We start from the raw sequence: 23,014 nt of genomic DNA, 5'->3' as shown, positions 1-23,014 counted from the left end.
ATTAACGTTTTTCCTTCCGTCTGGTCACCACCCAGAGGACAATGCCTGCGGCTGCCAGCAGCAACAGGGACGCACCGATGCCGTCTTTCAACTGAAGGCCGGTTTCCGGGGCTTTTGCACCCGCCTCACGAGGCGTCTTCCCAGGGCTCTGGGATTCCGGATCCGGGTCCGGCGGGGTTGTTACAGTAACCTCCGGTGGTTTTTCCTCTTGGTTGACCATGTGTATCTGTACAGCCGCTGGCCGTCCTGCCGCACGCGCTTCAATCTCGAAAATGACGGGAGTGCTGTCAAGCGTATAGCCGTCTGGGGCTTTGGTTTCCACCAGCTCGTAGACGCCGGGGGCCAGCCCGCTGACCTTGGCCGTTCCGTCATTTTGGGTGATCACCCCCTCCATTACGGTTACATTGTCTTTTGTCAGTTTAAAGGCTGCGCCCGCGAGTGGGCGGCCATCCGCGCCAGCCTTTATAATTTCAGGGCTGCCCTGATAATTCTGTACCGGACTCAGGGTCAGGGCTGGTATCACACCATCCCCGTTTTTGGTCAGGGTAAAGGTCACAGGCTGCGTGTTCAGAATATAGCCGTCCGGGGCCGTTAGTTCTGTAAACCGGTAGGTGCCTTCATCCAGAGCTTCCACGGTCAGACGTCCGTCTTCTCCGGTTTTCAGCTCGGTTTCTTCTCGAATGGGCTTCCAGTTTTCGCCCTGTTTCATTTCAAGGCTGAATACCGCGCCTGCAAGGTGATTGCCGTTCTCGTCCTCCTTGACCAGGGTGACCTGGACAGGATCGTTCTCTAAACGCTGTATCTTGTTCTTCTGGCTGCTCTCCGCATTGACAGTGAGCATAATTCCCTGTTCCAGTGCGGGATCCAGGTTATAGCCATCCGGCGCCTTCAGCTCTTTTAAAATGTAATTGCCGTAGACCAGGTCGTTAAAGGCGATCTGCCCGCCGCTCCCAGTGGTCACAGGGGCGCCCAGCCGTACGCCGTTGCTGTCATAGAGCTGGAATACGGCTCCGGCCAGCGGGTTGTGGGTGGTAGTGCTGTCCTTTTCCAGCAGAATACTGCCTTTTTTGCCCACAACGGTTCCACCACCATCATTGACGATAACGCCCAGCTCCTGGTTGTCGCCACCCTCGACGGTTTCCTCATTATTGCCCTTTATGATAACTTCATTGCGCACCTTCTGCTCACTGCCTTCCTCTAGCAGCACCTTCGTTCGGTAGGTGACAAAGTATGCGCGGTCAATATCCTTCAAAAAGCTCACTGTGAGCTCCTGTTCACCGGTTTCCGGGCTGGGAGCATAGGCCACAGTGTAATCCGTGTCCTGAACCAGCACAGTATTCTGGTCCAGAGTCAGATTTCCGGCTTCATCTACCTGAGCGCCATATACCTTCAGCGAATCAAGGTCAACGATCTGGTTGCCTGAGGGGCGGTCAATAACCTGAACATCGCTGAGCGCGGACTGACTGGGGTTCACAGTGACCTGCCACTGAACGTAGCCATCATCGTCCTGAACGCCGGATTTAGCGGCCAGCTTACCACCGTTGGTGATGGACACCTCGCCCTCCAGCAGATGGACATCGCGTCCGTTTGTAAAGGTTGCGGTGTTTTTATAGGTATCACTGTCGTGTATAACCTGTCCGTCTAAAGTAGTCTGGAACTCAATAAGATAACGGCCCTCAGCGCCTTCTGGAAACAGTATCTTCAGGATATTTTCCTCAGCGCTGGGCTCCTGAACCCGAAACTGATCATATTCATCAGGCGTCATTTCATCCCCTTTTACTGGCTCACCCTTGCTGTCTACTGTGTAGTGGTAAATTTTGACAGACCCGGGAATAAATACCTGATTGCCGGTGATGGGGTCTTCAATGGCGGTCGGCTTCCCAAGCAGGACACTGTTATAATTGACCCCCACGGTCCAGGTGATGGTTTTATCGACGGCATTGTAGCTGCCATTTTTAAAGCCGTTATAGGCTGCGTAGTCATTGGGCCGGTATTCGGCCTCATCCTTACTGCTGTGTTTTCCACCCTGGGTATCGGTCCAGTTCGAGACAGCGTCGTTCTTAAAATAGACATTGCCATCCGGAAATACCGTTACACCAGTGTCATAGTCTGTAGTATAGGTGATCTTAAAGCTGTCACTTGTGGGATTATAGGCACCAATCAGAACGATGTCAAAATGGTTGTCGGTCTGGTCATAGAGCAGGGTATAATCCCTGTCTCGCTCCAGTGTCTTTCCAGCCTTATTTTTAATCACCAGCGACGATTCATCCAGAAATAGACCTGGACTCAGAGTGTCAGTGAGGGACCAGTCCTGCATGGTGTAGTTGTTTTTATTGACATCGATGGACCAGTTAATCTTTCTGTTTTCCTGGTCGGCAGAGACAAATTTTTTGATGACGCCCTGTTGTTTGGCGCTGCCACTTGCGCTGTCCGTCTGCCCAGTGCCAATTTCAACTTCATTTTTATATTTCTGATTTTCGTCCAGTATGCCGGAGACCTTGGTCTGATAGGTCATCTGAACCGCATAATCCACATCGCTTAGAAATTGGACCTTAAAGCCGTCCGCTGTTTCTATGAGCTGGTAATCTTTCCCCTCCTCCAACGTCCGGTCTATCTGGACGCTGCCGTCAGCACCAAAGCTGACCGACCGGAGCACCAGACTGCCGTCTACATATTCCATGCCGCTGCCGATTTTGTCGGTCACTACAGCTTGATTCTGCGGAATTTTTCCCTCGCTGTAATTGTACTTGATCTCCCAGCTGAAGGTCTGTGTCTGAGAATCGTAGTTCTCCCGGCTTTTTTCAAGAATCTTACCATATTCGGCATCCACAGTGGCGCTTGTCGTAATATCCGAAATGTTGTCTCCGCTCAGGGCCGCCTCATTCTTAAAGGTGAGCGTACCACCGTCCGCAGGCTTCTTTTCGGGGTCAATACGGGTTTCATACTCAATACGGCAGGCAGACTGAATAGTGCTTTTAAATGTGACGGTGCCGTCACTCCCAACGGTATATTCAGATGGATCCACAGGAGTCTGGCTGCCCTCGATGACATTACCGTCAAAGTCAACATCAACCTGATAAACTGCCACACTTTCCAGTAAAAGTCCGTCCGGCAGGGTATCGGTGACGACCGCACCCTCCACCGTATCCATGCTTTTATTGATGTCTACCTTCCAGATAACCTTTTCGGGGTTCATATTTCGATCAAAATAGCCATTTTTTTCAATGGCGCTCCCGGCACCTGGCTTAACCACCACCTCTGTGGGCGGCAGCTTTTCCTCATTTGGGATCTTGATGATCGTATTGCCAGGACCTGTCATGTTTTCCTTATCAAATCCGCCTGAAAAATTGAGGTTTCCGCTGATGTCGCTGTTTTTCGTCACTTCGTCAGTAAAGGTGATGGTGACCGTACCGTCCTTACCTACTAATGCGGTGGCGTACTGGTTTCCCGTCTCGTCGATAAGCGGAATGCTGACATTATTGGCAATTTTGATATTGTCCGGCAGCTCAAACTGATAATAATCACCGGCCTGCATCTGAGCACGGACATCCTCTGGCAGGGCAAAGGTAATATCGAATCGTACGGTATCGTCAATGGTAGGCTCTGCCACCTGTTTTCCATCCTCGTCATAATAAGCCACAGTCATTCCTGTCAGGATGGTGCTGTCCGCCTCACTGTAACCCAGCGCCTGAAAAATTTCTTTGATATCCCGTCCGCCCGTTTTAGGCTGGCTTTCCGTCTCTGCTGGAGCCGGTGCCTTTTCTGCCGCTTCAAGCAGTATGGCGGTGGACTCTGCGTTCTTCCCGGGCTGCGCCTCGGTATCTGCTGCCTGTTCAGGCTGCTCTGCCTCAGGGGCTTCCTCCTCTACCTTGCCAGCAGCGACCAGACCTGATGCCTCTTTCTGTGCGCTGTCATTTTCCTGGGCAAATGCCGCCTGCGGCAATGAAAATTGTAGAATCATCATCAGTGATAGGACTACACTCACTATTTTTTTCATTGTTTTTTCCCTTCTTATTACTTTAATGCTTTTACTTTTTATACCCAACAGGTATTCTTATAATTGAATGACAGCGAATTATTTTATACTTTTTTGTGTCTGCAAACAAAAAAAAGCCCCGAAAGGCTTTCTAAAATCACTCCTCACAGCCCTCGTGCCCGTATTTGTTCAGGTAACGCTCACGTTCGGCTTCGACCATTTCGTCGGGAATCACGGCCACGTCCACGCCGCCCTTCAGGGCCAGGTAGGATTTGGCCGCCTTCTCGGTGACCTTACAGCAGGTGAGTGCCTCGGTCATGTCGCGGCCAAAGCACATGGGCGCGTGGTTACGGATCAGGATGGCGTTTTTCTGACCAATGGTTTCGATGACAGCCTCTGCCAGCCTCCGGTGCTGTCCGGCATTAATGTATTCAGGCGTTACCGGAATACCGCCGCCGATGAGCTGGCTCATCTCCTCAAAAATCGGAGGAATCCCCTGTTGGGAGGCGCACATAGCCGAAGCATAGGTGGGATAACACTGGATAATGGCGTTGACATCCCCACGTTTGGCGTAGATAAGACGGTGAATATGTACCTCAGAGCTTGGGTACCATACGCCCTCCACCTTACAGCCATCACCGTTTACGACCACCAGGTCCTCAGGATAAATATCCGTGAAGGATACCCGGCTCGGGGTCACCAGCAGTTTTCCCGCATCCAGGCGCATACTGACATTGCCCCAGGTACCAATGACCATCTCGTTGGCCTCCAGCCACCGGCAGGCGTCCACGATATCCTGTCTTTCCTTTGCGTATTCCATAACATTCTCCTTTCACACATTTAAAGTAAGATAACCTTTTCATTCCAGATTCAGGAAAACCCGAAGACGGGTTTCCGGTCTTCGGGTAAGGTTTGTTTAAAAGCTATTATACTCTTTTAAAGAGAATTTATCAACTAAACTTTTAAGGGTTTAAGCTTCAGGTGTATTTTAATGGGGTTTATTCATTTAAGAAAACAGACTCACGCCCTACAGGTCTTTTTTGGCTTTACGCTGGCCGTAGGAGTTATTGAAGCTGTCGATCATGCGTGTCATCTCGTCTTGATCCAAAAGCACGGGTGTGCCGATAGCTCTGGCCTTAACGTAAACTTCTGCGCATTGTTCGATCTGTTCCACAATGTTAAAAGCATTGAGGATATCGCTGCCCCCGGCAATAAGTCCATGGTTAGCCATGAAGGCAGCGTTTCGGTCTTTCATGGCTTCAAAGGTGTTTTTCGCCAGCTCAACGCTTCCGTAGGAGGCGTACTCGGCGCATCGGACATCGTAGCCTGAGAAGGCCACCAGGTAGCTGGATGCCGGCAAACCCTCACGGATGGTTGCCAGTACGGTGCTATAAACTGAGTGGGTGTGAACCACTGAGGCGATGTCGTCACGGTCGGTATAGAAAATGCGGTGCAGCTCATGCTCGCTGGAGGGCTTACGCACACCGTCCACGATTTCTCCCTTCAGGTTCATGACAACAATGTCCTCAGGCTCAGTTTCAAAATAGTCGATACCGCTTGGGCTGATGGCGAACAGGCCTTCTTCCCGGTTTAAAATACTGATGTTTCCACCCGTTCCCTTGGTTAATCCGTGGGTGATCAGCATCTGGCAGTATTTAACAACGTCTTCTCTTTCTTTTTGCAGTAACATGTTTACTCTCCTCTTTAATTTATTAAATTTTTTATGTATGTCTGTCTGGCTTTAACGGTATTCGTACAGCATTCGGCGGCCTTCTGAAAAGCGCTGTACATCGGCGACGATCTGTTTGGTATGGTTCACGAGAACGTCGCCGGTGGCGCCGGCAATATGCGGTGTGATAACCACATTGTCGAGCTCGGTGATATATGGATGGTTGCTGGCAATGGGCTCCTTTTCGTAAACGTCGAAGGCCGCTCCGGCAATCCGTTTTTCGCGGAGTGCGTCGATCAGGGCTTCCTCATCAAGGATCGCACCTCTGGAGCTGTTGATAAAGTAAGCAGTTGGTTTCATCAGGGCAATCATTTCACGGCTGATAATGCCTGTGGTCTCCGGAGTGATCTTCATGTGGCAGGTGATAAAGTCCGCGTTTTTCATCAAGTCTTCCAGTTTTTCTGCTTTTTTAACGCCGACCTCCTCCAGATCGATAGGACAGAGAAACGGGTCATAAATCAGCAGCTCCATGCCAAAGGCCCGGGCGATTTTGCCCACACGGCGGCCAATACTGCCATAACCAACGATCCCCAGGGTCTTGCCGTGAAGTTGGGTCCCCTTAAAGACCATATAAGGTGAACCGGGTTCCATATCCCAGACCATATCGACCTTCAGGCCTTCTTTGGTCACCTTCTGGGTATTGGGGTCCGCGGTAAATCTGCCTTCCTTTAAGGCTTTGTAGGCCATCGGAATTTTTCTGGCAACGGCAAGCATGAGGCCTATGGTCATCTCTGCGGTGGTGTCGGAATTACGTCCCGGTGTATAGATAACGGGGATACCATGTTCTTTTGCTGCATCCATATCAACGTTGACCGGGGTGGCGCGGGTACAGGCGATAAGCTTGAGGTTCGGGGCGTTTTCAATGACAGGCCGTGTAATGTCGTCGTAGCTTGTGATAATGATATCCGCGTCGGCAGACTTTTCCATCAGCTCCTCCTCCTGCATTTTTGGCAGCCCAATGGCCCAGCCGTCCTTTACCACTTCACCCATTTCGTATAATGGCTTTAACTGTTCTTCATCGTATTCTGCAGTAAAAAAAATTTTCATTGTGTTATCCTTCTTTCTGTCTCTAGTTTTCGCGGGTACGTTTATTGATGGTTTTCATCACATCGGCACGGGCTGTCCACAGGCTCTCGCAGGCAATACGGATGCCTTTGTACAGTGTGTAGATGTCTTCGTAAATTGCGTTCTGGTCTGGCCTCGGACGGTAAACGCGTTCAGATTTACAGGTTCTGCGGGCTGCGTCGGTATAGCTTTCATATTCGCCCACCGCGAGGCCTGCCATCATGGCGACTCCCTTAGCGCCGAACTCATTTCCGGCTGAAACTACTACCTCCATACCGGTGACATCTGAAATCATCTGCGCCCAGATGGAGCTCTTGGCGCCGCCGCCGGCAATGAAGATTTTACTGTTTCTGTCCGCTCCCTGCAGGCAGTCTTTAATGGAAAGGGTGATCCCTTCGTAAACCGCGTGCACCAGGTCTGCGCGCTTGGTATTCGCGCTGATACCGAAGAAGTTGGCCTTGGCATGCGGATGATAAAATGGCGCACGTTCACCCGCTGCACTGATGTAGGGGTGATAGATCACGCCGCCGCTGCCAGCCGGAACGTCCTTAATCATAATATCAACCTTGGAAAAATCCTTGGTCAGGGCAATTTCGTTAAGTACCCAGTCGATGTTCGGCGTTCCATTCATGGTTGGCATCAGGTTGACAAACAAATCGCCCACCGCATGTTTTTCGAGACGGGTTCCTTCCCTGCCAAATTCGCAATCATCCTTTTTCATGAAGATTTCATTAGCGCAGGTGGTGCCCAGAATAACGCAGATATCTTTGTCCTCCACAGCCCCTATGCCCACTGCGGCAGCCACAACGTCAATAGCACCCGCTACCACCGGTGTCCCCGGGTTAAGGCCAAGATCCTTTGCTGTGCCGTCAAGTACATTTCCGACAATTTTATTGGAGATGACCACCGGGGCAATCAGATCCACGTATTCGCCCAGATCCAGTGCCTTTAACATCTCCACTGCCACCTCGCCTTTTTCCGCGTCCATTAAGGAGGTTCCCGTGTCGCTCATATCGCCATTGATAGCGCCGGTCAGCTTATAGCGCACCCAGTCCTTGCAGAAGAACATGGTTTTTGCCCTGTCCAGTACGTCCTTGCGGTTATTTTTCATCCATTTCAGCAGCATCAGCTGTGTTCCTGTCAACGGCGGTGTCCCTGTTGTTTTGAAAATCATTTCGCCGACCTTTGGATCATCCTCCGTCACCTTAGCGACTTCATCGGCAGCGCGGCCGTCACACCACAGGATTGCATCCTGTACAGGCTCGCCGTTTTCGTCCATGAGCCAGATACCCTCGCCCTGACCGGTAACGCCGATGCCCAGAATATCGTCCGCCTTTGCCGGTCCGTTTTCCATGAGCATTTTGATGCAAAGGGCAACCTTTTCCCACAAAATGTTCATGTTCTGCTCCACGTCCGTATCGCCGATATAAATGGGCTCATTTTCCAAAGCTTCGACTAAAATTTCATTGCCATCCACATCAAACAAAACTGCCTTTACATTGGATGTCCCCGCATCAATGCCGATAATATACTTCATGTTTTCCCTCCGAGAATCATAGTTTTTTCAGACAGCGGCATCCCCCTTGCTGTCACAATACAGCCGCTGCCCTTATCTATTTAAACCACCAGGTGGTTCAAACCAGTCCTATAAACCAAGAGTTTTCACAATGCGTTCTGCTGTCATATCGTCGATGATGAGCGTGTCGATGACCCCGGAGGCCAGACAGCCGATAATAGCTTCCGTCTTATCCTCTCCTCCGGCGATGGCCACCACATTCGGAATATTTTTCAGAATGTCCATATTCGCACTGATAACGCGGTCACGAATAAAACAATCCTGCCAGCAGCCTTTAAGAGTTACCGGGTTCACACACACATCCCCAATAAAGCCGTCCTGCCTCAGGCGGTCGATATCCTCAACTTTCAGCAGACCACGCTTGCACATGGTGGATTCACGGCTCACCTGCCCAATCCCAAAGAGCGCCACATCACAGCGCCGCATGAGCTCATAGGACTTTTGAATGGTCCGCTCCTCCATCAGCATTTTCTTGGTCTCCGCATGGTCCACAATAACAGGCGCGTAGAGTATGTAACACACGCTATCCAGCTTATCCGCCAGCGACCGGGCGATTTCATCCGACTTTAACATATCCATGTCAATGTTCTGAGCCCCGACCATCTGCACCACCGTGCACTCGCTCCTCCGCTTAAAGGAAAGATTTGAGATGGTCGCCGCCAGCGTTTCCCCCCAGGATACCCCAATAATCATACCTGGCTGGAGGTAATCCTCCAGATACTGGGAGGCCGTGTTGGCAAGCGACGGCAGGTAGTTGCTCTCACCATCATACGATTCCGCAATGATTACTCTTTTTAAACCAAAATGCTCCTCGATCGCCCCTTCATACGCCACATTTCCCTGAGCGTAACCATTGACCTTTATGGTGACAATGCCCATATCCCTCAGGGAGCTGATGATCCGGTTCACACGCTGTCTTGTGAAAGAGAGCCGTTTCGCAATCTCATCCTGCGTCATGCCCAGGGTGTAGTACCAGTGCGCGATCTTGATATACAGATTTTTATCTTCCATGGCAACCTCCAAATAAGTGTCCATATTTTTTTCATTATTACATATGTCCACCTATTTTTCAATTGCGTTACATTTGTATTTTTATTTTACAAATGTATTTCACGACTATAATTTACACCGTTTTATTACATTTGTCAAGTAATATTACATTTTCTCATTGTTTTTTTAAGATAATAGTTCTAATTTTATCTTTTAAATCCTAAAAGGTGCAAAATAAAAAGCCCAATGCACAAAAACGCACATCAGACTTTTTTATTCATAAAAATCACGATTCTTTATTTTATTCGACCCTACCGCCCAAAAATTTCTGCCCGCCGTTCCCACAGTGGTCCAAAAGCTGTCCTGAGCTCACGGTAGAAGGTATAGCACTTTTCATACATCTCATTTTTTCGGGGCTTATAGATCTTTTTAAGCCGACAGCATCTGGCCGCGGCGTCCTCCACATTTTCAAAGAGGCCGATGGCGGTGCCTGCGGTCATGGCGGCCCCCAGAGCGCCGAATTCTGAGCCCTTGGTCACTACCACAGACTGACCGGTCACGTCGGCGATCATCTGAGACAGGGTTGCGCTTGCCGCGCCGCCGCCGGACAGCAGCAGGCGGCCCCTGTAATCGCCGCCCTCCAGGCAGTCCCGGACCGAAAAGGCCAGGCCCTCATACACCGCGCGCATGAGGTCGCCCTTGGTGGTTCGGGCGTTCACTCCAAAAAAGCTGGCGCTGGCGTCCCGGTGCTGAAACGGCGCCCGCTCTCCGGCAGCGGACAGGTAGGGATGGTAAACCACCCCGCCGCTGCCGGGCCGGGTATCCTCAATCAGACCCTCAACCACTCGGTAATTGGCGCTCCTGGCGATCTCACGCATCATCCACTCCACGTTTTCCATGCCGTTGATGGTGGAGGACAGGTCAATGGCCAGATCTTGACGCACGTGGTGCAGGTAATGTCTGCGGCAACGGGTCACATCGCAGTCGCGGAGCCGCAGCACCCGTTCCACAGCGCAGGTGGTGCCCAGAACCACCGCGGCGTCTCCGCTGCCCACCGCGCCGGTACCCACCGCTGAGGCCACCACGTCCATCACGCCGGTAGCCACCGGAATCCCTGGCTGCAGGCCCATTTTTTCCGCGGCCGCAGGTGCCAGCGCCCCGGCAACTAAGTCCGACGGTAAAATCTCCGGGATCCCGTTTTCCACCTCCGGCAGACTAAGCACGGTCAGCGCCTGCTTGGCAGGTGCGCCGTCGATCAGCCTCAAATAGGCGGCGCCGCCGTCGGTCCGGTCTGTGGCGATACGATCCGTCATACAGTACCGCAGCCAATCCTTTGCAAAGAACACCGTTTGTATGCGCTGGTAGCGGTCCGGCTGGTTGGCCTTGACCCATTTCAGCAGCAGGAGCGCGCTCCCGGCCCCTACCGGCGTCCCCAGATTCCGGTGCACCAGCTTGCCGATACCCGGTGTTTTCTCATTGACAGCCCAATCCTCCTCGTGGGCGCGCCCGTCGTTCCACAGGATCGCGTTGCCCACTGGCCGATTGTTTTTATCCAGGGCCCACAGGCCTTCGCCCTGCCCGGTCACCCCGATAGCCAGGATGTCCCCTGGTTCCGCGGGCCCCTTCTCCATCAGCAGGCGCACGCAGGCTGCTGTCTTTTCCCAGAAAAAGGCCATGTCCAGCTCCTTTCTCACGCCGTCCTCTAAAAGATCGCTGGGGGCCGCCACGGTCTCGATCTCGTGGCCTGTGGTGTCGAAAAGAACCGCCTTTATTTTGGTCGTGCCGCCGTCAATCCCGATGATATAGTTCATTTTTTTCTCTCCCGTACATTTCCTGGCTCGCTGCTCGCCATTCTATGTTATAATAAATTACATTATACCAAAAAAAACATAAAAAATCGACAAAGGAGCATTGAGATGAAATTATATTCCTGGAACGTCAACGGCATCCGCGCGGTGGCACAAAAGGGCTTTAGCGAATGGGTCGAAACCGCCCAGCCCGATATCCTGTGCCTTCAGGAGGTCAAAGCCACCGAGGACCAGATCGGCGAAGACATTAAGGGCATCCCCGGATACCGCACCTTTTTCCACAGTGCTGAGCGCAAGGGCTACAGTGGCACCGCCGTTTATTATAAAGAGGAGCCTCTCAGCATCACCACCGGTTTGTCCGATGACCGCTTCAATCATGAGGGCCGCACCATCATCATGGAATACCCGGCGTTTACTCTGTTTAATATTTACTTCCCCAACGGCCAGAAAGATGACGAGCGCCTTCAGTTCAAAATGGACTTTTACGACTGTTTCCTGAAGGATGTCAACGCGCTGGTGGCTCAGGGCAAAAAGGTCATTATCTGCGGTGACGTCAACACAGCCCACACCGAGATGGACTTAAAGAACCCCAAATCCAACGCCAAACGCTCAGGCTTCCTGCCCATGGAGCGCGCATGGCTGGATCATTTCTTTGAAAATGGCTATGTCGACACCTACCGCCACCTGCACCCGGACACGGTCGAGTACTCCTGGTGGTCCTATCGTTTTAATGCCCGGGCTAACAACGCCGGATGGCGTATCGACTACTTCTTTGTCTCGGAGAATGCCATCGGCATGGTTAAAAACGCCGCCATCCACACCGAGGTCACTGGTTCCGACCACTGCCCGGTTTCCATCGAGATCACGGTTTAAAAAAAGCCCGGCGCACACATAAAACGCCGGGCTTTTTAATATATTTTTCTAAACAATCCGTTTTTATGATAATAATAGTTTATTTTTATATAGACATTTATTTTATTTTGTGCTATAATGGTCTTACAGACGGATCGTGATCGACCACCATCCGCTGTCACATGCCCTTTACAGGAACTCCTTTCCTCTTTTCAGCATGTGAACCTTCTAGACAGCGCGGCTGGCTCGTCGTTTGGCCGCAAAACATTTTCTTCTTTTATCGTGAATAAAAACACCTTCACTTCTCTCGTAAGCCGCAGGTGTTTTTATTTTGTCTTTAATTTTTCTGTGTTATAATAAAGCATCAAATTTCAAATGGAGTCCCTTATGCCTAAAATACTTGTTGTAGAAGACGATAAAAACACCAGCGAGGTGATCACTGATTTCCTGGAGGACGCGGGCTACCAGATCCGGGCAGCCTTCGACGGCCAAAAGGCCCTGGCGGCCTTTGAGTCCCAGGCCTTTGACCTGGTGCTGCTGGACATCATGCTGCCGGGAATGGACGGCCTCACCCTGCTCAAAACCATCCGCCGGACCAGCGACGTCCCTGTGCTCATGCTCACCGCCGTCGATGATGAACACACCCAGGTCATGAGCTTTGACCGCCTGGCCGATGACTACATGACCAAGCCCTTTTCCCCCATCCTGTTGGTAAAGCGTGTAAAAGCGCTGCTGCGCCGCGCCGGCGCGGCCGCAGACACGATGACTCTCGGCAGCGTCACCCTCGATTTTGAGGGCTACAGCGCCCGTAACGCCGACGGTCCCATCGACTTGTCCATCAAGGAGTTGGAGCTGCTGAAGTTTCTAATCGACCACCGGGGCCGCGCCCTGTCCCGTGAGCAGATTCTGGACGGCGTCTGGGGCATCGATTATATTTCCTCCGACCGGAAGATCGACACCCACATTAAAAATATCCGCAAAAAGCTGGGCATCGACTGCATTGTCACAGTCCGCGGACTGGGCTATAAATTTGAGGCACCCGAATGAAAAAGCTCAAGCTGTTCCCCAAGACTTTTCTCTTCACCCTGAGCCTGATGCTTGTCATCACCCTGGTGGCCTACGCCCTGCTGTATTTTCTGCTGCCCGGGGTCTACACCCGGGTCAAGGAGCAAAACCTGCACCGCGCCACCGACGCCCTGGCAACAGCACTGGAAAAGGCCTCCCCAGACAATTATAACGCCCTGATCAGCGATTTTATCAGCAAAAACAACGCCACTGTCACCCTGGCCGGCAACGGCGTAGTCTACTCCAACGGCATCACTTACTCCACCCTCACCGATGAGGATACCGTATCCCAGAGCGCACCGGGGGTCGAAGCCGATACCCAGGGCAGCACAGGGCAGTACGCGGTCTCCCCGGCCGCCGACGCCCTGATCATCCCCGACCTGAGTGTCCTTGTGCCCATGCTGCAGGACGGCGCTCTGGTCTCTGAGGGTATTTCCACCCAGCGGGACATCCAGGCCGCCGACGGCAGCCTCTACCAGCTCAGCATCACCGCCACCCTGCAGCCGGTCGGCGAGGCCTCAAGCATTATCCTCATGCTCCTGCCCGTGGCGCTGCTCATCTGTCTGGCCATCGCTGCGGTCTTTGCCCTGTTCTACTCTCGGGCCCTCACCCGCCCCATCAAGGAGATCTCAGCGGTGACTGCCCGTATGCAGACCCTGGACCCGGACGCCCGCTGCGCAGTCACCTCCGGCGACGAAATTGGCGCTTTGTCCCAAAATCTCAACAGCCTCTACGCCTCTCTGCTCAGCAGCATCCATGAGCTGGAAAACGAAATCGCCAAGGTCAGCGCCGCGGAACAGTCCAAGGTCGATTTTATGCGGACCGCCTCCCATGAGCTCAAGACACCGGTCACCGCTGTGAGCGGCATGCTGGAGGGGATGATCTGCGGCGTGGGCCGTTACCGGGACCGGGATACCTACCTCCAGGTCTGCCGGGAGCAGATCGACGAGCTGTCCGTGCTCATCCGTGAGATCCTAGACGCTACCCGCCTTGATTTGTTGGTGGAAAACCAAACGCCGGCAGAGACCGATCTTGCCGCCCTGGTCGACCGTGTGGCAGCACCCTACCAGCTCATCGCCCGGGCCAGCGGCGTGCGCCTCACCCTTGACACAACCGGCAGCTTTACCGCCCGGGTGCCCGCGCCCCTTCTCGAAAAGGCCCTGTCCAACGTGCTGTCCAACGCTGTCCGTTATACCCCTGCCGGCCAAAATGCCCGTCTCCGTTTTGAAAGACGAAGCCTGGTGATCGAGAACGAATGCCCGCCCGTTAGCAGAGAGCACCTGCCCCATCTCAAGGAGGCCTTTTACCGTCCCGAGTTTTCACACAGCCACGACAACGGCGGCAACGGCCTGGGCCTGTACCTCACCGACCGTATCCTGTCCGGCTGCGGCCTGCCCTACACCTTTGAGCCCATGAAAAACCCCGAGGGCATGCGGTTTACCATCCATTTTCCATAATGCTCCCCCGGCCGCCCGCCGGGGCTTTTTTATTTTTTGCCGCTTCACACAAACACCACAAAACTTCTATTTTCGCCACACAATGGGCTGCTATACTGAAAGCAATCAAGAAAAGAGGAGGAACCCCATGAACCTGTTTAAACGTGCTTTTTTATTTATCACACGTAAACGGGGCAGAAGCATCCTGCTCCTGCTTATTCTGTTTATTATGGCCAACCTTGTGCTGGCCGGCTTCGCAGTCCGCAGCGCCGCCTTCCAGGCCGAGGACGCGGCCCGCGAAAGGTTAGGCGGCAAGTTTACCCTGGAGGCGGACATCGAAAAGCTCATTGAGGAAAACAACCGCAACGCATCCGTTGAGGAAAGCAGCCGCAGCGCGTCCTTTGAAGGCGACCTTGTCACCGAGGAGGCCGCTGAAAAAATCGCCGCCAACGACGGCGTCAGGGACTATAATCTCACCGCCAACCGCTACGTCCTGCCCGACGGCTTTGAAAACCTCAAGCCCGAAAAGGAAGCGGCAGCCCCCAACACCAGCGACACAGTCACAGACGAGAACGGCAACCCTGTCGACACACGCTCAATGAACGAGACCTTTAACAACATGCTCACCTTTCAGGGCGATACCAGTAGCGAAAAGAACCCATCCTTTAGCACCGGTGTCCTGAAGCTGACGGAGGGCCGTCACGTCAGCCGTCAGGATGAAAACGCCGTGATCCTGCACCAGGCTTTAGCCCAGAAAAACAACCTGAAGGTCGGGGACAAAATCCGGTTGAAATCCGTCGACGCTGTCCTGCGCAAGGATTCCGGCCTCGACCCAGATCAAACCTTTGAGGCGGAGATCGTCGGCCTTTACACCGAGGCCAAGGCTTCTGCGAAGGAAATGCTTCCGCTGTCCATGTCCCTTCAGGAAAACACCTTCTTCGGCAGCGCCCGCCTGGCCGCCGGCATCGGGCTGGCCGCCGGCAAAACGCCGGTCTACACCAAGGCGGATTTCTACGCCGCCGACCCTAAAAATATCGGAAGCCTCATCGAAAAGGCCCGGACCGACCTGCCAAATCTGGAAGACGACAACCTCATGCTCTCAGCCGACGACGCCTTGTACCAGAAAATGGCCGGCTCTTTGGAAAACATCAGCAAATTGGTCACCCTGGTCCTGATCATTGTCGCCGCCGTCAGCCTGGTGATCCTTTCTCTGATCCTGACCCTCTGGACCCGGACACGGACCCACGAATCCGGCATTCTCCTGTCCCTGGGCAAAAGCAAAGTAAATATCATCGGGCAGTATGTGGCCGAGGCCCTGAGCCTGACGGTCATCGCCTTCATGCTGGCCACCGCCGTGGGGCCGGTGCTGTCACAGGCCACCGCCGATTACCTCATCGCCCGGGAGTCTGCCGCCGGCACACAGGCCGCGGGCAGCTCAGACTCCACCCTTATCAGCGCAGCGACCCCCAGCGATCTGTCCACCCCGGACGCGCCGCCCATCGACAAGATTGACGTATCCCTCAACGCCCCGCTGCTGCTTCAGGTCTACGCGGCGGGTGCGGCCATTGTGGTCCTGTCCGTCGGCTTTGCCTCCATCTCCATCCTGCGGCTGAAGCCAAAGGAAATTCTCTCGAAAATGAGTTAACCGAAAGGAGTTATGATGAAAATATTAGAAATGCAGCACATTACCTACGCCTATAACCGCCAGGACCCTGTTCTGGCAGACGTCAGCCTCGCCATGGAGACCGGAAAAATGTACGCGATCCTGGGGCCCTCCGGCTCCGGGAAAACCACGCTTCTGTCTCTGGCAGGCGGCCTGGATTCCCCGACAGAGGGCCGTATCCTTTTTAACGGAAAACCCGTGGAAAAATTCGGACTCGAAAAGCACCGGAAGCGGAACATTTCCCTGATCTTTCAAAACTACAACCTTATCGACTACATGAACGCCGCCGAAAATGTCCGGCTCTCCGCCAAAGGCAGCCCCGCCGGGTTACTCACAAGCCTGGGACTTACCGATGAGGAGGTCAAGCGTAATGTTCTCAAGCTCTCCGGTGGCCAGCAGCAGCGTGTCGCCATCGCCAGGGCGCTGGCCTCCCCGGCCCCCATTATCCTGGCCGATGAGCCCACCGGCAACCTGGACCGTGAAACCGCCCGGGATATTACCGCCATCCTGAAACGCAGCGCCCACGAATCCGGCAAATGCGTGATCATCGTCACCCATTCCAACGCCGTGGCAAAAGAAGCCGATATCGTCTTTAAAATTAAAAATAAAACCGCGGTCACCCTGAAACGCCGCCCAAACATCCCAAAGGAGGTTCAACATGCGCTTTAAAACCAAACCCTCGGCCACCGCTCTGGCATTTTATATCCTGTCCCTGCTCCTGGTCATTTACACCCTCGTTTCCCTCGTCCACACCCATCAGTACATCCTCACTCTGCTGTCCACCGGACAGCTGCTGCCCAGAGGAAACGCCTATAATATCTTTAACTACTACATGACCAACGCCGTCCAGTATCTCATTTATGCCGCCATCTTTGCCGGCATCGCCATCCTGCTGGACCCCGGGTTCCTGAAAGAGCTGTTTACCAAACGCCCCAACCGCGTCGAGATTCTTCCCGGCCCCGCCGAACCCGCGTCATTCCCGAACCTGTCCGGGAATCCTGAACCCCGCCCCACCCAAGCAGACGCTCCAGCCTCAGCGCCCGAACCCTATGACGATACGTTAGAAGGCTTTGAGGAAGAAGAATAAACACACAGCCAATAAGCCCGAGAAAGGAAGCCTTTTGCCAGAGAAAATACGACCTGCGTACACACCGCTCCCTTAACGTGAAAAAGCCACTGCCAATAAAGGCAGCGGCTTTTTCACGTTTTTCGTTAAATAAACAGGGTGGTTCCGACATTTTCGTTGCTGGCGATATAGGTGCCGACACCGGCGTACTCGATGCCGTCAATCAGCTCTTCCTTTTTAATGCCCATCAGTTCCATGCTCATGGTGCAGGCAATAAAGCGCACACCGGCCTCCTGAGCCTTGTGGATCATGGTCTCAATGTCATCCACGTTTTTCTTTTTCATAATGCTCTTGATCATGGCAGGCCCCATGCCAAGCATGTTCATTTTGGACAGTGGCAGGCTTCTGGCGCCTTTTGGCATCATGATACCAAACATCCTTTCAACAAAATTCTTTTTCACCCGCTTCGCCTTTGGCCTGCGCAGCACATTCAGGCCCCAGAAAGTAAAGAACAGGGTGACGTCCTTGCCCTGAGCCGCCGCGCCCTGAGCAATGATCATGGCCGCAATGGCCTTGTCCAGCTCACCGTCAAACACCACCATGGTCGCGTTTTTCTGGGAAGCCGGCACCGCAGCCGCCAGGCTGCATTTAGAGCTGCCGCTACCCTTTCGGATGGTGGCAATGTACTTGTTCCCCCTGGTCTCCTGCGAGATAAGAGTGTGTCCGTTGGTTTTACACCAGCACTCCACATCCTGCACAAAGCCGAAGTCGGTGGCAATGGTCTGTACCAGCTCGCCGTCCGCCACCTCGCTCACCGCCTTATAGGTCGCCATCAGCGGGCCCGGGCACTGGAGGCCGGTCACATCCACTGTTTTAACAGGGCTTACATCTGTCTTTGCCCCCTTGGGGGCTTCAGGCTCCCCCGGCGTACCGCCTTCCACGTCAAAGCTCGGTTCTGCCAGCTTGTAATGGCTGGTTTTATAGGTATTGTAGCCGCCGGCCAGGTTGTAAAGGTTGGTGAATCCATGGTCTTCCAGAATACGGATGGCCAGATAGCCCCTCAACCCTACCTGACAGGTGATATACAAAGGCTCGTCCTTGCCCACCGGGATCTCACCGATATGGTCGCGCAGGGTATCCAGCTCCAGATTGTGGGAGCCTTCCACATGGCCCGCGCCAAATTCCACCGGCGTGCGGACATCCAACAGATAGCCGCCCTTTGCGATAATATCGTCAATTTCGTCCCATTCCACGGTTTTATAAACGCCTTCGTCAATGTTCTGGGCAATGTAGCCTAAGATGTTGACCGGGTCCTTCGCCGCGGAAAATGGCGGCGCGTAGGACAGCTCCATATCCTGTAAATCATAGATGGTGCCGCCCATCTTCATGACAGAGGCAATGACGTCAATCCGCTTTTCGGTGCCGTCCTGGCCTACCGCCTGAGCACCCAGAAGCTTTAAGGTCTTGGGATCATAGATCAGCTTTAAGGCAATATTGCTGGACTCCGGATAGTAGCCCGCATGGTTGCCGCGGTGAGCGTGTATCTGCTGGAAAGGCAGACCCTTGGCCTTCAGCTGGCCCACGTTGTTGCCCGTGGTGGCAAATACCTTGTTAAAAACCTTGGCCACAGAGGTTCCCTGGATACCGTGGTTTTTAAAGGGAATGCCATTGATATGGTCCGCCACGGTGCGGCCCTGGCGGTTAGCTGGCCACGCAAGAGGCACAGCCGTCTGGGAGCCATCCACAAAATCACGGACCTCAATGGCGTCCCCGATGGCGTAAATGTTCTTGACTGCCTCGCCGTTTTCGCCGTCTATTACCTCATAGCTTTCCGTTGTGACTATGTGGCCCCTTGGCCCCAGCTTTAAGCCCGCATCCTTAGCCAGCTTGTTTTCCGGAGCGACGCCGATGGCCAGGATAACCATGTCTGCGTCAAGCGCCATACCGCTTTCCAAGACCACCTTTTTGCCTGCGTCCTCGAAATGATCAACACCGTCGCCCAGAATCACATTGACACCGTGGGCGTTCAGTTCCTGATGGATGATCTGCGCCATCTCAAAATCCAAGGGCTTGAGCACCTGGTTCAGCTTTTCGACCAGGGTCACATTAATGCCCAGATCCCTCAGGTTTTCCACCATTTCAATGCCGATAAAGCCGCCGCCGACTACCACAGCACGTTTAGGGCTGCGGTCTGTCACCTCAGCCTTGATCCTGTCGGTATCCGCCACGTTGCGCAGGGTGAAAATGCTGTCCGACCCGGCCAGACCCGGAATCGGCGGAGCAATGGGCTTCGCGCCCGGTGACAGAATCAGGTGGTCAAAGGTCTCGGTATAGGTCTCGCCGGTTTTGGTATTCTTTACCGTGACACGGCCGTTTTCACGGTCCACGGCTGTCACCTCGTTGAAATTGCGGATATCCAGGTTAAAACGCTTGGACATTCCGGCCACGGTCTGTACCAGCAGCTTGCTGCGGTCCTTGATCACATCGCCGATATAGTAGGGCAGTCCGCAGTTGGCAAAGGAAATATACTCATCGCGCTCAAAGAGGATGATTTCGTCCTCTTCGCTCAAACGTCTCAAACGTGCCGCAGCGGTTGCGCCGCCGGCTACACCACCGACAATCAGAATTTTTTTCATTGTTGTTCCTCCTTGAATAGAACTTCTACAATTTCTTTAACCTGTTCATTACAGAGCTCATAGTAAACTTCATTGCCCTCCCGGGTTCCCCGCACAATTCCAGCTGCCTTGAGCTTGGATAAATGCTGGGAAATCCCCGACTGGGACACCTCCAGACAGGACTCCATATAAGAGACGTTGTTTCGTCCCCTTTCGATGAGCCCCCTTACCATACACAGCCGCACCGGGTGGGCCAGCGCCTTTAAAATCCCGGCGGCCTGCTCGTTTTCCTGCTGCCTTTTTATATCCATTGACCGACTCCCTTTATTCGTTTATTCTAATTTTATAATATTATTATATTATATTTTTCTAATATAGTCAATAAAAATTTTTTCTTTTTTCCTCTAACATACTTTTAACTTAAAAAGATAGCTTTTTTCCGTATTATTCTTTATAATAAAACCAAGAACAAAAAAAGGGGATTCTTATGAAATTATCTAAAATCGAAAAGTCCTGGATTCTGTACGACGTGGGGAATTCAGCCTTTATCATGCTGGTTTCAACCATCATTCCGATTTATTTTAAAAATATCGCCTCCTCTGCCGGGGTGTCCATGGCTGATTCCACCGCCTACTTTGGGTACGCCACCTCTATCTCCACCCTGATCGTGGCCATCCTGGGCCCCATTCTCGGAACCATCGGGGACACCAGCGGCTACCGGAAGCGTTTGTTTCTGCTGTCGCTGGGCGTGGGGGCCGTAGGCTGTGTGGCCCTGGGGATTCCCATGGGCTGGCTGCTTTTTCTTGTCATGTTTGTAGTCGCCAAAATCGGCTATAACGGCAGCCTTATCTTCTGTGACTCTATGCTCACCGACGTGACCACCGACGAGCGTATGGACGAGGTCTCCAGCGTGGGCTACGCCTTTGGCTACATTGGCAGCTGCATACCCTTTGCGGCCTGTATGCTCCTGGTACTTTTTGCCGGAAGCATTGGCATCAGCACTCAGCTTGCAACCTCCATCTCCTTTGTCATCACCGCGGTGTGGTGGGTGCTCATGAGCGTACCTCTGCTCCGGGGCTACCATCAGAAATTTTCTGTGGGGCATGTGTCCAATCCGGTAAAGGAAGGCTTTGTTCGCCTCGGTCACACCATCAAAAACATCCGTCAGGATAAAAATATCGTTCTTTTCCTGGTGGCCTTTTTCTTCTATATCGACGGCGTCTACACCATCATCGAGATGGCGACCTCCTATGGCAAGGACGTGGGCGTGGGTGACAACGACCTGTTGATGGCTCTGCTGCTCACCCAGATTGTGGCCTTCCCCTTCGCTCTCCTGTTTGGCTGGCTGTCCAAAAGGGTAAAGACTGAAAAGCTCATTTACACAGGTATCATCGGCTATTTCTTTATCGCTCTGTTTGCTATCCAGCTGGATCAGGCGTGGGAATTCTGGTTCCTGGCCGTCTGCGTTGCCATCTTCCAGGGCGGCATCCAGGCCCTGTCACGGTCATATTTTGCCAAGATCATCCCCAAGGAAAAATCCGCCGAGTACTTTGGCTTTTACGACATCTTTGGCAAAGGGGCGGCCTTTACCGGCACCCTGCTCGTCAGCGTTGTCACCCAGCTCACAGGGCATTCCCGCTATGGCATCATCTCCATTTCCCTCCTGTTTGTCATCGGCTTTGTCCTGTTTGTACTGGCCGTGAGAAGGATCAACGCCGCGAAAGAAGCCTGATAATAACGAAAAAGAGGCAGGGTCCGTTTCAGACCTTACCTCTTTTTTATTTCTTCCGAATCCGCAGCCCTTTGGGAAAGTGGTTTTTAATCATGCCCTGGCTGGCTTTTCCAAAGCCCAGGGGCCATCTGTTCCAGCACACCAGCACCCAGCCTTTGAGATCTGCCCCGGTGATGGGTTCGCCCTTCAGGTAGGTATAGGCCTCTTCATCATCCTTTACGGTATAGACGTTTTTAAAGTCCTCAGGCGCCAGCGTCATGGCCAGGGTGTGCGAAGGTTCAAAACGGTTCTTCTTGAGCGTGCCCAGATGAATCCCCGGGCGCAGTACCTTCAGGCCCTCGATGTCCCGGACGGTAATGCCTTCGGGCAGGCTGTAAACCTGATCGCCCTGAAGGTGCAGGTTGTCAAAGGCCCGGTTCATGTACTGTGCCACAAAGGCCTCGTAATCATCCAGATCCCTGCGTCCTGCGGGCTTTAAACGGGATTTTCCCTTAAGCTTCAGGGGCTCATCCTCCGGCGGGCAGGCCGCTGTCTTGCGCAGCTTTGCGATAAAATGTCCCTCACCCCGGACGTGGAAAGGCATAACATGGAGGGTTTTGGCGAGGGCCGGCGTCCCCTGCTCCGACCACTCAGGCCGACCCCGATCGTTAAGCCCTTTAAGGTTCATGTCCATCAGCTCATAGCGGTTATTTCCCAGGAAATCCTCAATCACTTGTTCGTTTTCCTCCGGCGAAAAGGTACAGGTCGAGTAGACCATGACGCCGCCGGGCTTCAGCATTTTATCTACGCTCTCCAGAATCTTCATCTGGCGTTTTGCACAGTGTGCCACCCGTTCCGGGTTCCACTCCTCCGCCGCGCCGTTGTCCTTTCTAAACATGCCCTCGCCCGAGCAGGGGGCGTCTACCAGAATTTTGTCAAAGCGCTCATAAAACCGGGCTGCCAATCGTTCCGGAAACTCGTTGAACAGCAGCGCGTTGGGCACGCCCATGCGCTCCACGTTGCTAGCCAGGATCTCGGCCCGGTTGTTCACCAGCTCGTTGGCAACCAGCAGTCCCTCACCCTTGAGCTTACAGGCCAGCTGGGTCGATTTTCCACCCGGTGCAGCGCAGAGGTCCAGCACCCAGTCTCCCGGCTCGGGCGAGAGGGCCTCCGCCGAGGTCATGGCTGTAGGCTCCTGCACGTAGTACAGTCCCGCGTAATAAGCCGGATTTTTACCAGGCCTCACATTGCTGTCAATGTAGTATCCGGTCGGGCACCAGTCCACAGGCGTGAGCTCAAAGGGCGTTTTCTGCCCCATCTCCTCCGATGTGCACTTCAGGGTATTGGTCCGAATGCCCTTGTTCACCACCCCGTCATAGGAGGCCATGAGCTTTTCGTAGTCCTCGTTGCTCAGCAGGCGCCGCATTTTTTCTTTAAAGGCCTCTGGTATCTGCATGTTTCA

17 protein-coding genes are annotated in these 23,014 nt (G+C 53.3%); 7 read left to right on the top strand and 10 right to left on the bottom strand.

Features of this window, described 5'->3' with window-relative positions:
- Position 1: 1 nt before the first annotated feature.
- From I2B62_RS05810 to I2B62_RS05780, 7 genes are all read right to left on the bottom strand, one after another.
- Positions 2-3,997: a collagen binding domain-containing protein gene (locus I2B62_RS05810; protein WP_195268052.1), complete on the bottom strand. Its 3,996-nt coding sequence runs from the start codon at positions 3,995-3,997 to the stop codon at positions 2-4.
- 136 nt (positions 3,998-4,133) lie between these two features.
- Positions 4,134-4,796: a class II aldolase/adducin family protein gene (locus I2B62_RS05805; protein WP_195268051.1), complete on the bottom strand. Its 663-nt coding sequence runs from the start codon at positions 4,794-4,796 to the stop codon at positions 4,134-4,136.
- Positions 4,797-5,003: 207 nt separating this feature from the next.
- A complete protein-coding gene (locus tag I2B62_RS05800) occupies positions 5,004-5,666 on the bottom strand; it encodes an L-fuculose-phosphate aldolase (RefSeq protein ID WP_195268050.1) in 663 nt (220 codons plus the stop codon).
- 51 nt (positions 5,667-5,717) lie between these two features.
- On the bottom strand, positions 5,718-6,752 hold the full coding sequence (locus I2B62_RS05795) for a 2-hydroxyacid dehydrogenase (RefSeq protein WP_195268049.1): 1,035 nt from the start codon (positions 6,750-6,752) through the stop codon (positions 5,718-5,720).
- 22 nt (positions 6,753-6,774) lie between these two features.
- The gene (locus I2B62_RS05790; protein WP_195268048.1) at positions 6,775-8,307 is read right to left on the bottom strand and encodes an FGGY-family carbohydrate kinase; all 1,533 of its coding nucleotides are present in this window, start codon (positions 8,305-8,307) and stop codon (positions 6,775-6,777) included.
- A 108-nt stretch (positions 8,308-8,415) separates the two neighbouring features.
- Positions 8,416-9,357, bottom strand: a complete 942-nt coding sequence (locus I2B62_RS05785; protein WP_195268047.1) for a sugar-binding transcriptional regulator — start codon at positions 9,355-9,357, stop codon at positions 8,416-8,418.
- Positions 9,358-9,647: 290 nt separating this feature from the next.
- Entirely contained in the window at positions 9,648-11,147 is a 1,500-nt protein-coding gene (locus tag I2B62_RS05780) for an FGGY-family carbohydrate kinase (RefSeq protein WP_195268046.1), read from the bottom strand.
- A gap of 105 nt (positions 11,148-11,252) precedes the next feature.
- Between I2B62_RS05780 and I2B62_RS05775 the strand changes: the two genes are divergently transcribed.
- The 6 genes from I2B62_RS05775 (at position 11,253) to I2B62_RS05750 (ending at position 17,247) form a co-directional block, all read left to right on the top strand.
- Entirely contained in the window at positions 11,253-12,017 is a 765-nt protein-coding gene (locus tag I2B62_RS05775) for an exodeoxyribonuclease III (RefSeq protein ID WP_195268045.1), read from the top strand.
- A 366-nt stretch (positions 12,018-12,383) separates the two neighbouring features.
- A complete protein-coding gene (locus I2B62_RS05770; protein WP_195268044.1) occupies positions 12,384-13,043 on the top strand; it encodes a response regulator transcription factor in 660 nt (219 codons plus the stop codon).
- The gene (locus I2B62_RS05765) at positions 13,040-14,518 is read left to right on the top strand and encodes a HAMP domain-containing sensor histidine kinase (RefSeq protein WP_195268043.1); all 1,479 of its coding nucleotides are present in this window, start codon (positions 13,040-13,042) and stop codon (positions 14,516-14,518) included. The genes I2B62_RS05770 and I2B62_RS05765 overlap by 4 nt, the downstream gene beginning before the upstream one ends.
- A 127-nt stretch (positions 14,519-14,645) precedes the next feature.
- Entirely contained in the window at positions 14,646-16,142 is a 1,497-nt protein-coding gene (locus I2B62_RS05760) for an ABC transporter permease (RefSeq protein ID WP_195268042.1), read from the top strand.
- A gap of 15 nt (positions 16,143-16,157) precedes the next feature.
- The gene (locus I2B62_RS05755; RefSeq protein WP_195268041.1) at positions 16,158-16,829 is read left to right on the top strand and encodes an ABC transporter ATP-binding protein; all 672 of its coding nucleotides are present in this window, start codon (positions 16,158-16,160) and stop codon (positions 16,827-16,829) included.
- Positions 16,819-17,247 (top strand): hypothetical protein, encoded by a 429-nt coding sequence (locus tag I2B62_RS05750; RefSeq protein ID WP_195268040.1) that lies wholly within the window; start codon positions 16,819-16,821, stop codon positions 17,245-17,247. The genes I2B62_RS05755 and I2B62_RS05750 overlap by 11 nt, the downstream gene beginning before the upstream one ends.
- A gap of 125 nt (positions 17,248-17,372) precedes the next feature.
- Here I2B62_RS05750 and I2B62_RS05745 read toward each other — a convergent pair whose 3' ends face one another.
- Both I2B62_RS05745 and I2B62_RS05740 read right to left on the bottom strand, forming a co-directional pair.
- Positions 17,373-19,862 carry an FAD-dependent oxidoreductase gene (locus I2B62_RS05745; protein WP_195268039.1) on the bottom strand — a complete coding sequence of 830 codons (2,490 nt, stop codon included), beginning with the start codon at positions 19,860-19,862 and terminating at the stop codon, positions 17,373-17,375.
- A complete protein-coding gene (locus I2B62_RS05740; RefSeq protein WP_195268038.1) occupies positions 19,859-20,152 on the bottom strand; it encodes a metalloregulator ArsR/SmtB family transcription factor in 294 nt (97 codons plus the stop codon). Before I2B62_RS05740 ends, I2B62_RS05745 begins: the two co-directional genes overlap by 4 nt.
- Positions 20,153-20,328: 176 nt before the next feature.
- Here I2B62_RS05740 and I2B62_RS05735 point away from each other — a divergent pair, with 176 nt between their 5' ends.
- Positions 20,329-21,573: an MFS transporter gene (locus I2B62_RS05735; protein WP_195268037.1), complete on the top strand. Its 1,245-nt coding sequence runs from the start codon at positions 20,329-20,331 to the stop codon at positions 21,571-21,573.
- Positions 21,574-21,619: 46 nt separating this feature from the next.
- Here I2B62_RS05735 and I2B62_RS05730 read toward each other — a convergent pair whose 3' ends face one another.
- Positions 21,620-23,008, bottom strand: coding sequence for an RsmF rRNA methyltransferase first C-terminal domain-containing protein (locus tag I2B62_RS05730; protein ID WP_195268036.1), 1,389 nt, complete (start codon positions 23,006-23,008; stop codon positions 21,620-21,622).
- Positions 23,009-23,014: the final 6 nt, after the last annotated feature.

This window comes from Eubacterium sp. 1001713B170207_170306_E7 (genome assembly GCF_015547515.1).
Classification (GTDB): domain Bacteria; phylum Bacillota; class Clostridia; order Eubacteriales; family Eubacteriaceae; genus Eubacterium.
This window is presented reverse-complemented; position numbering and strand designations above follow the sequence as displayed.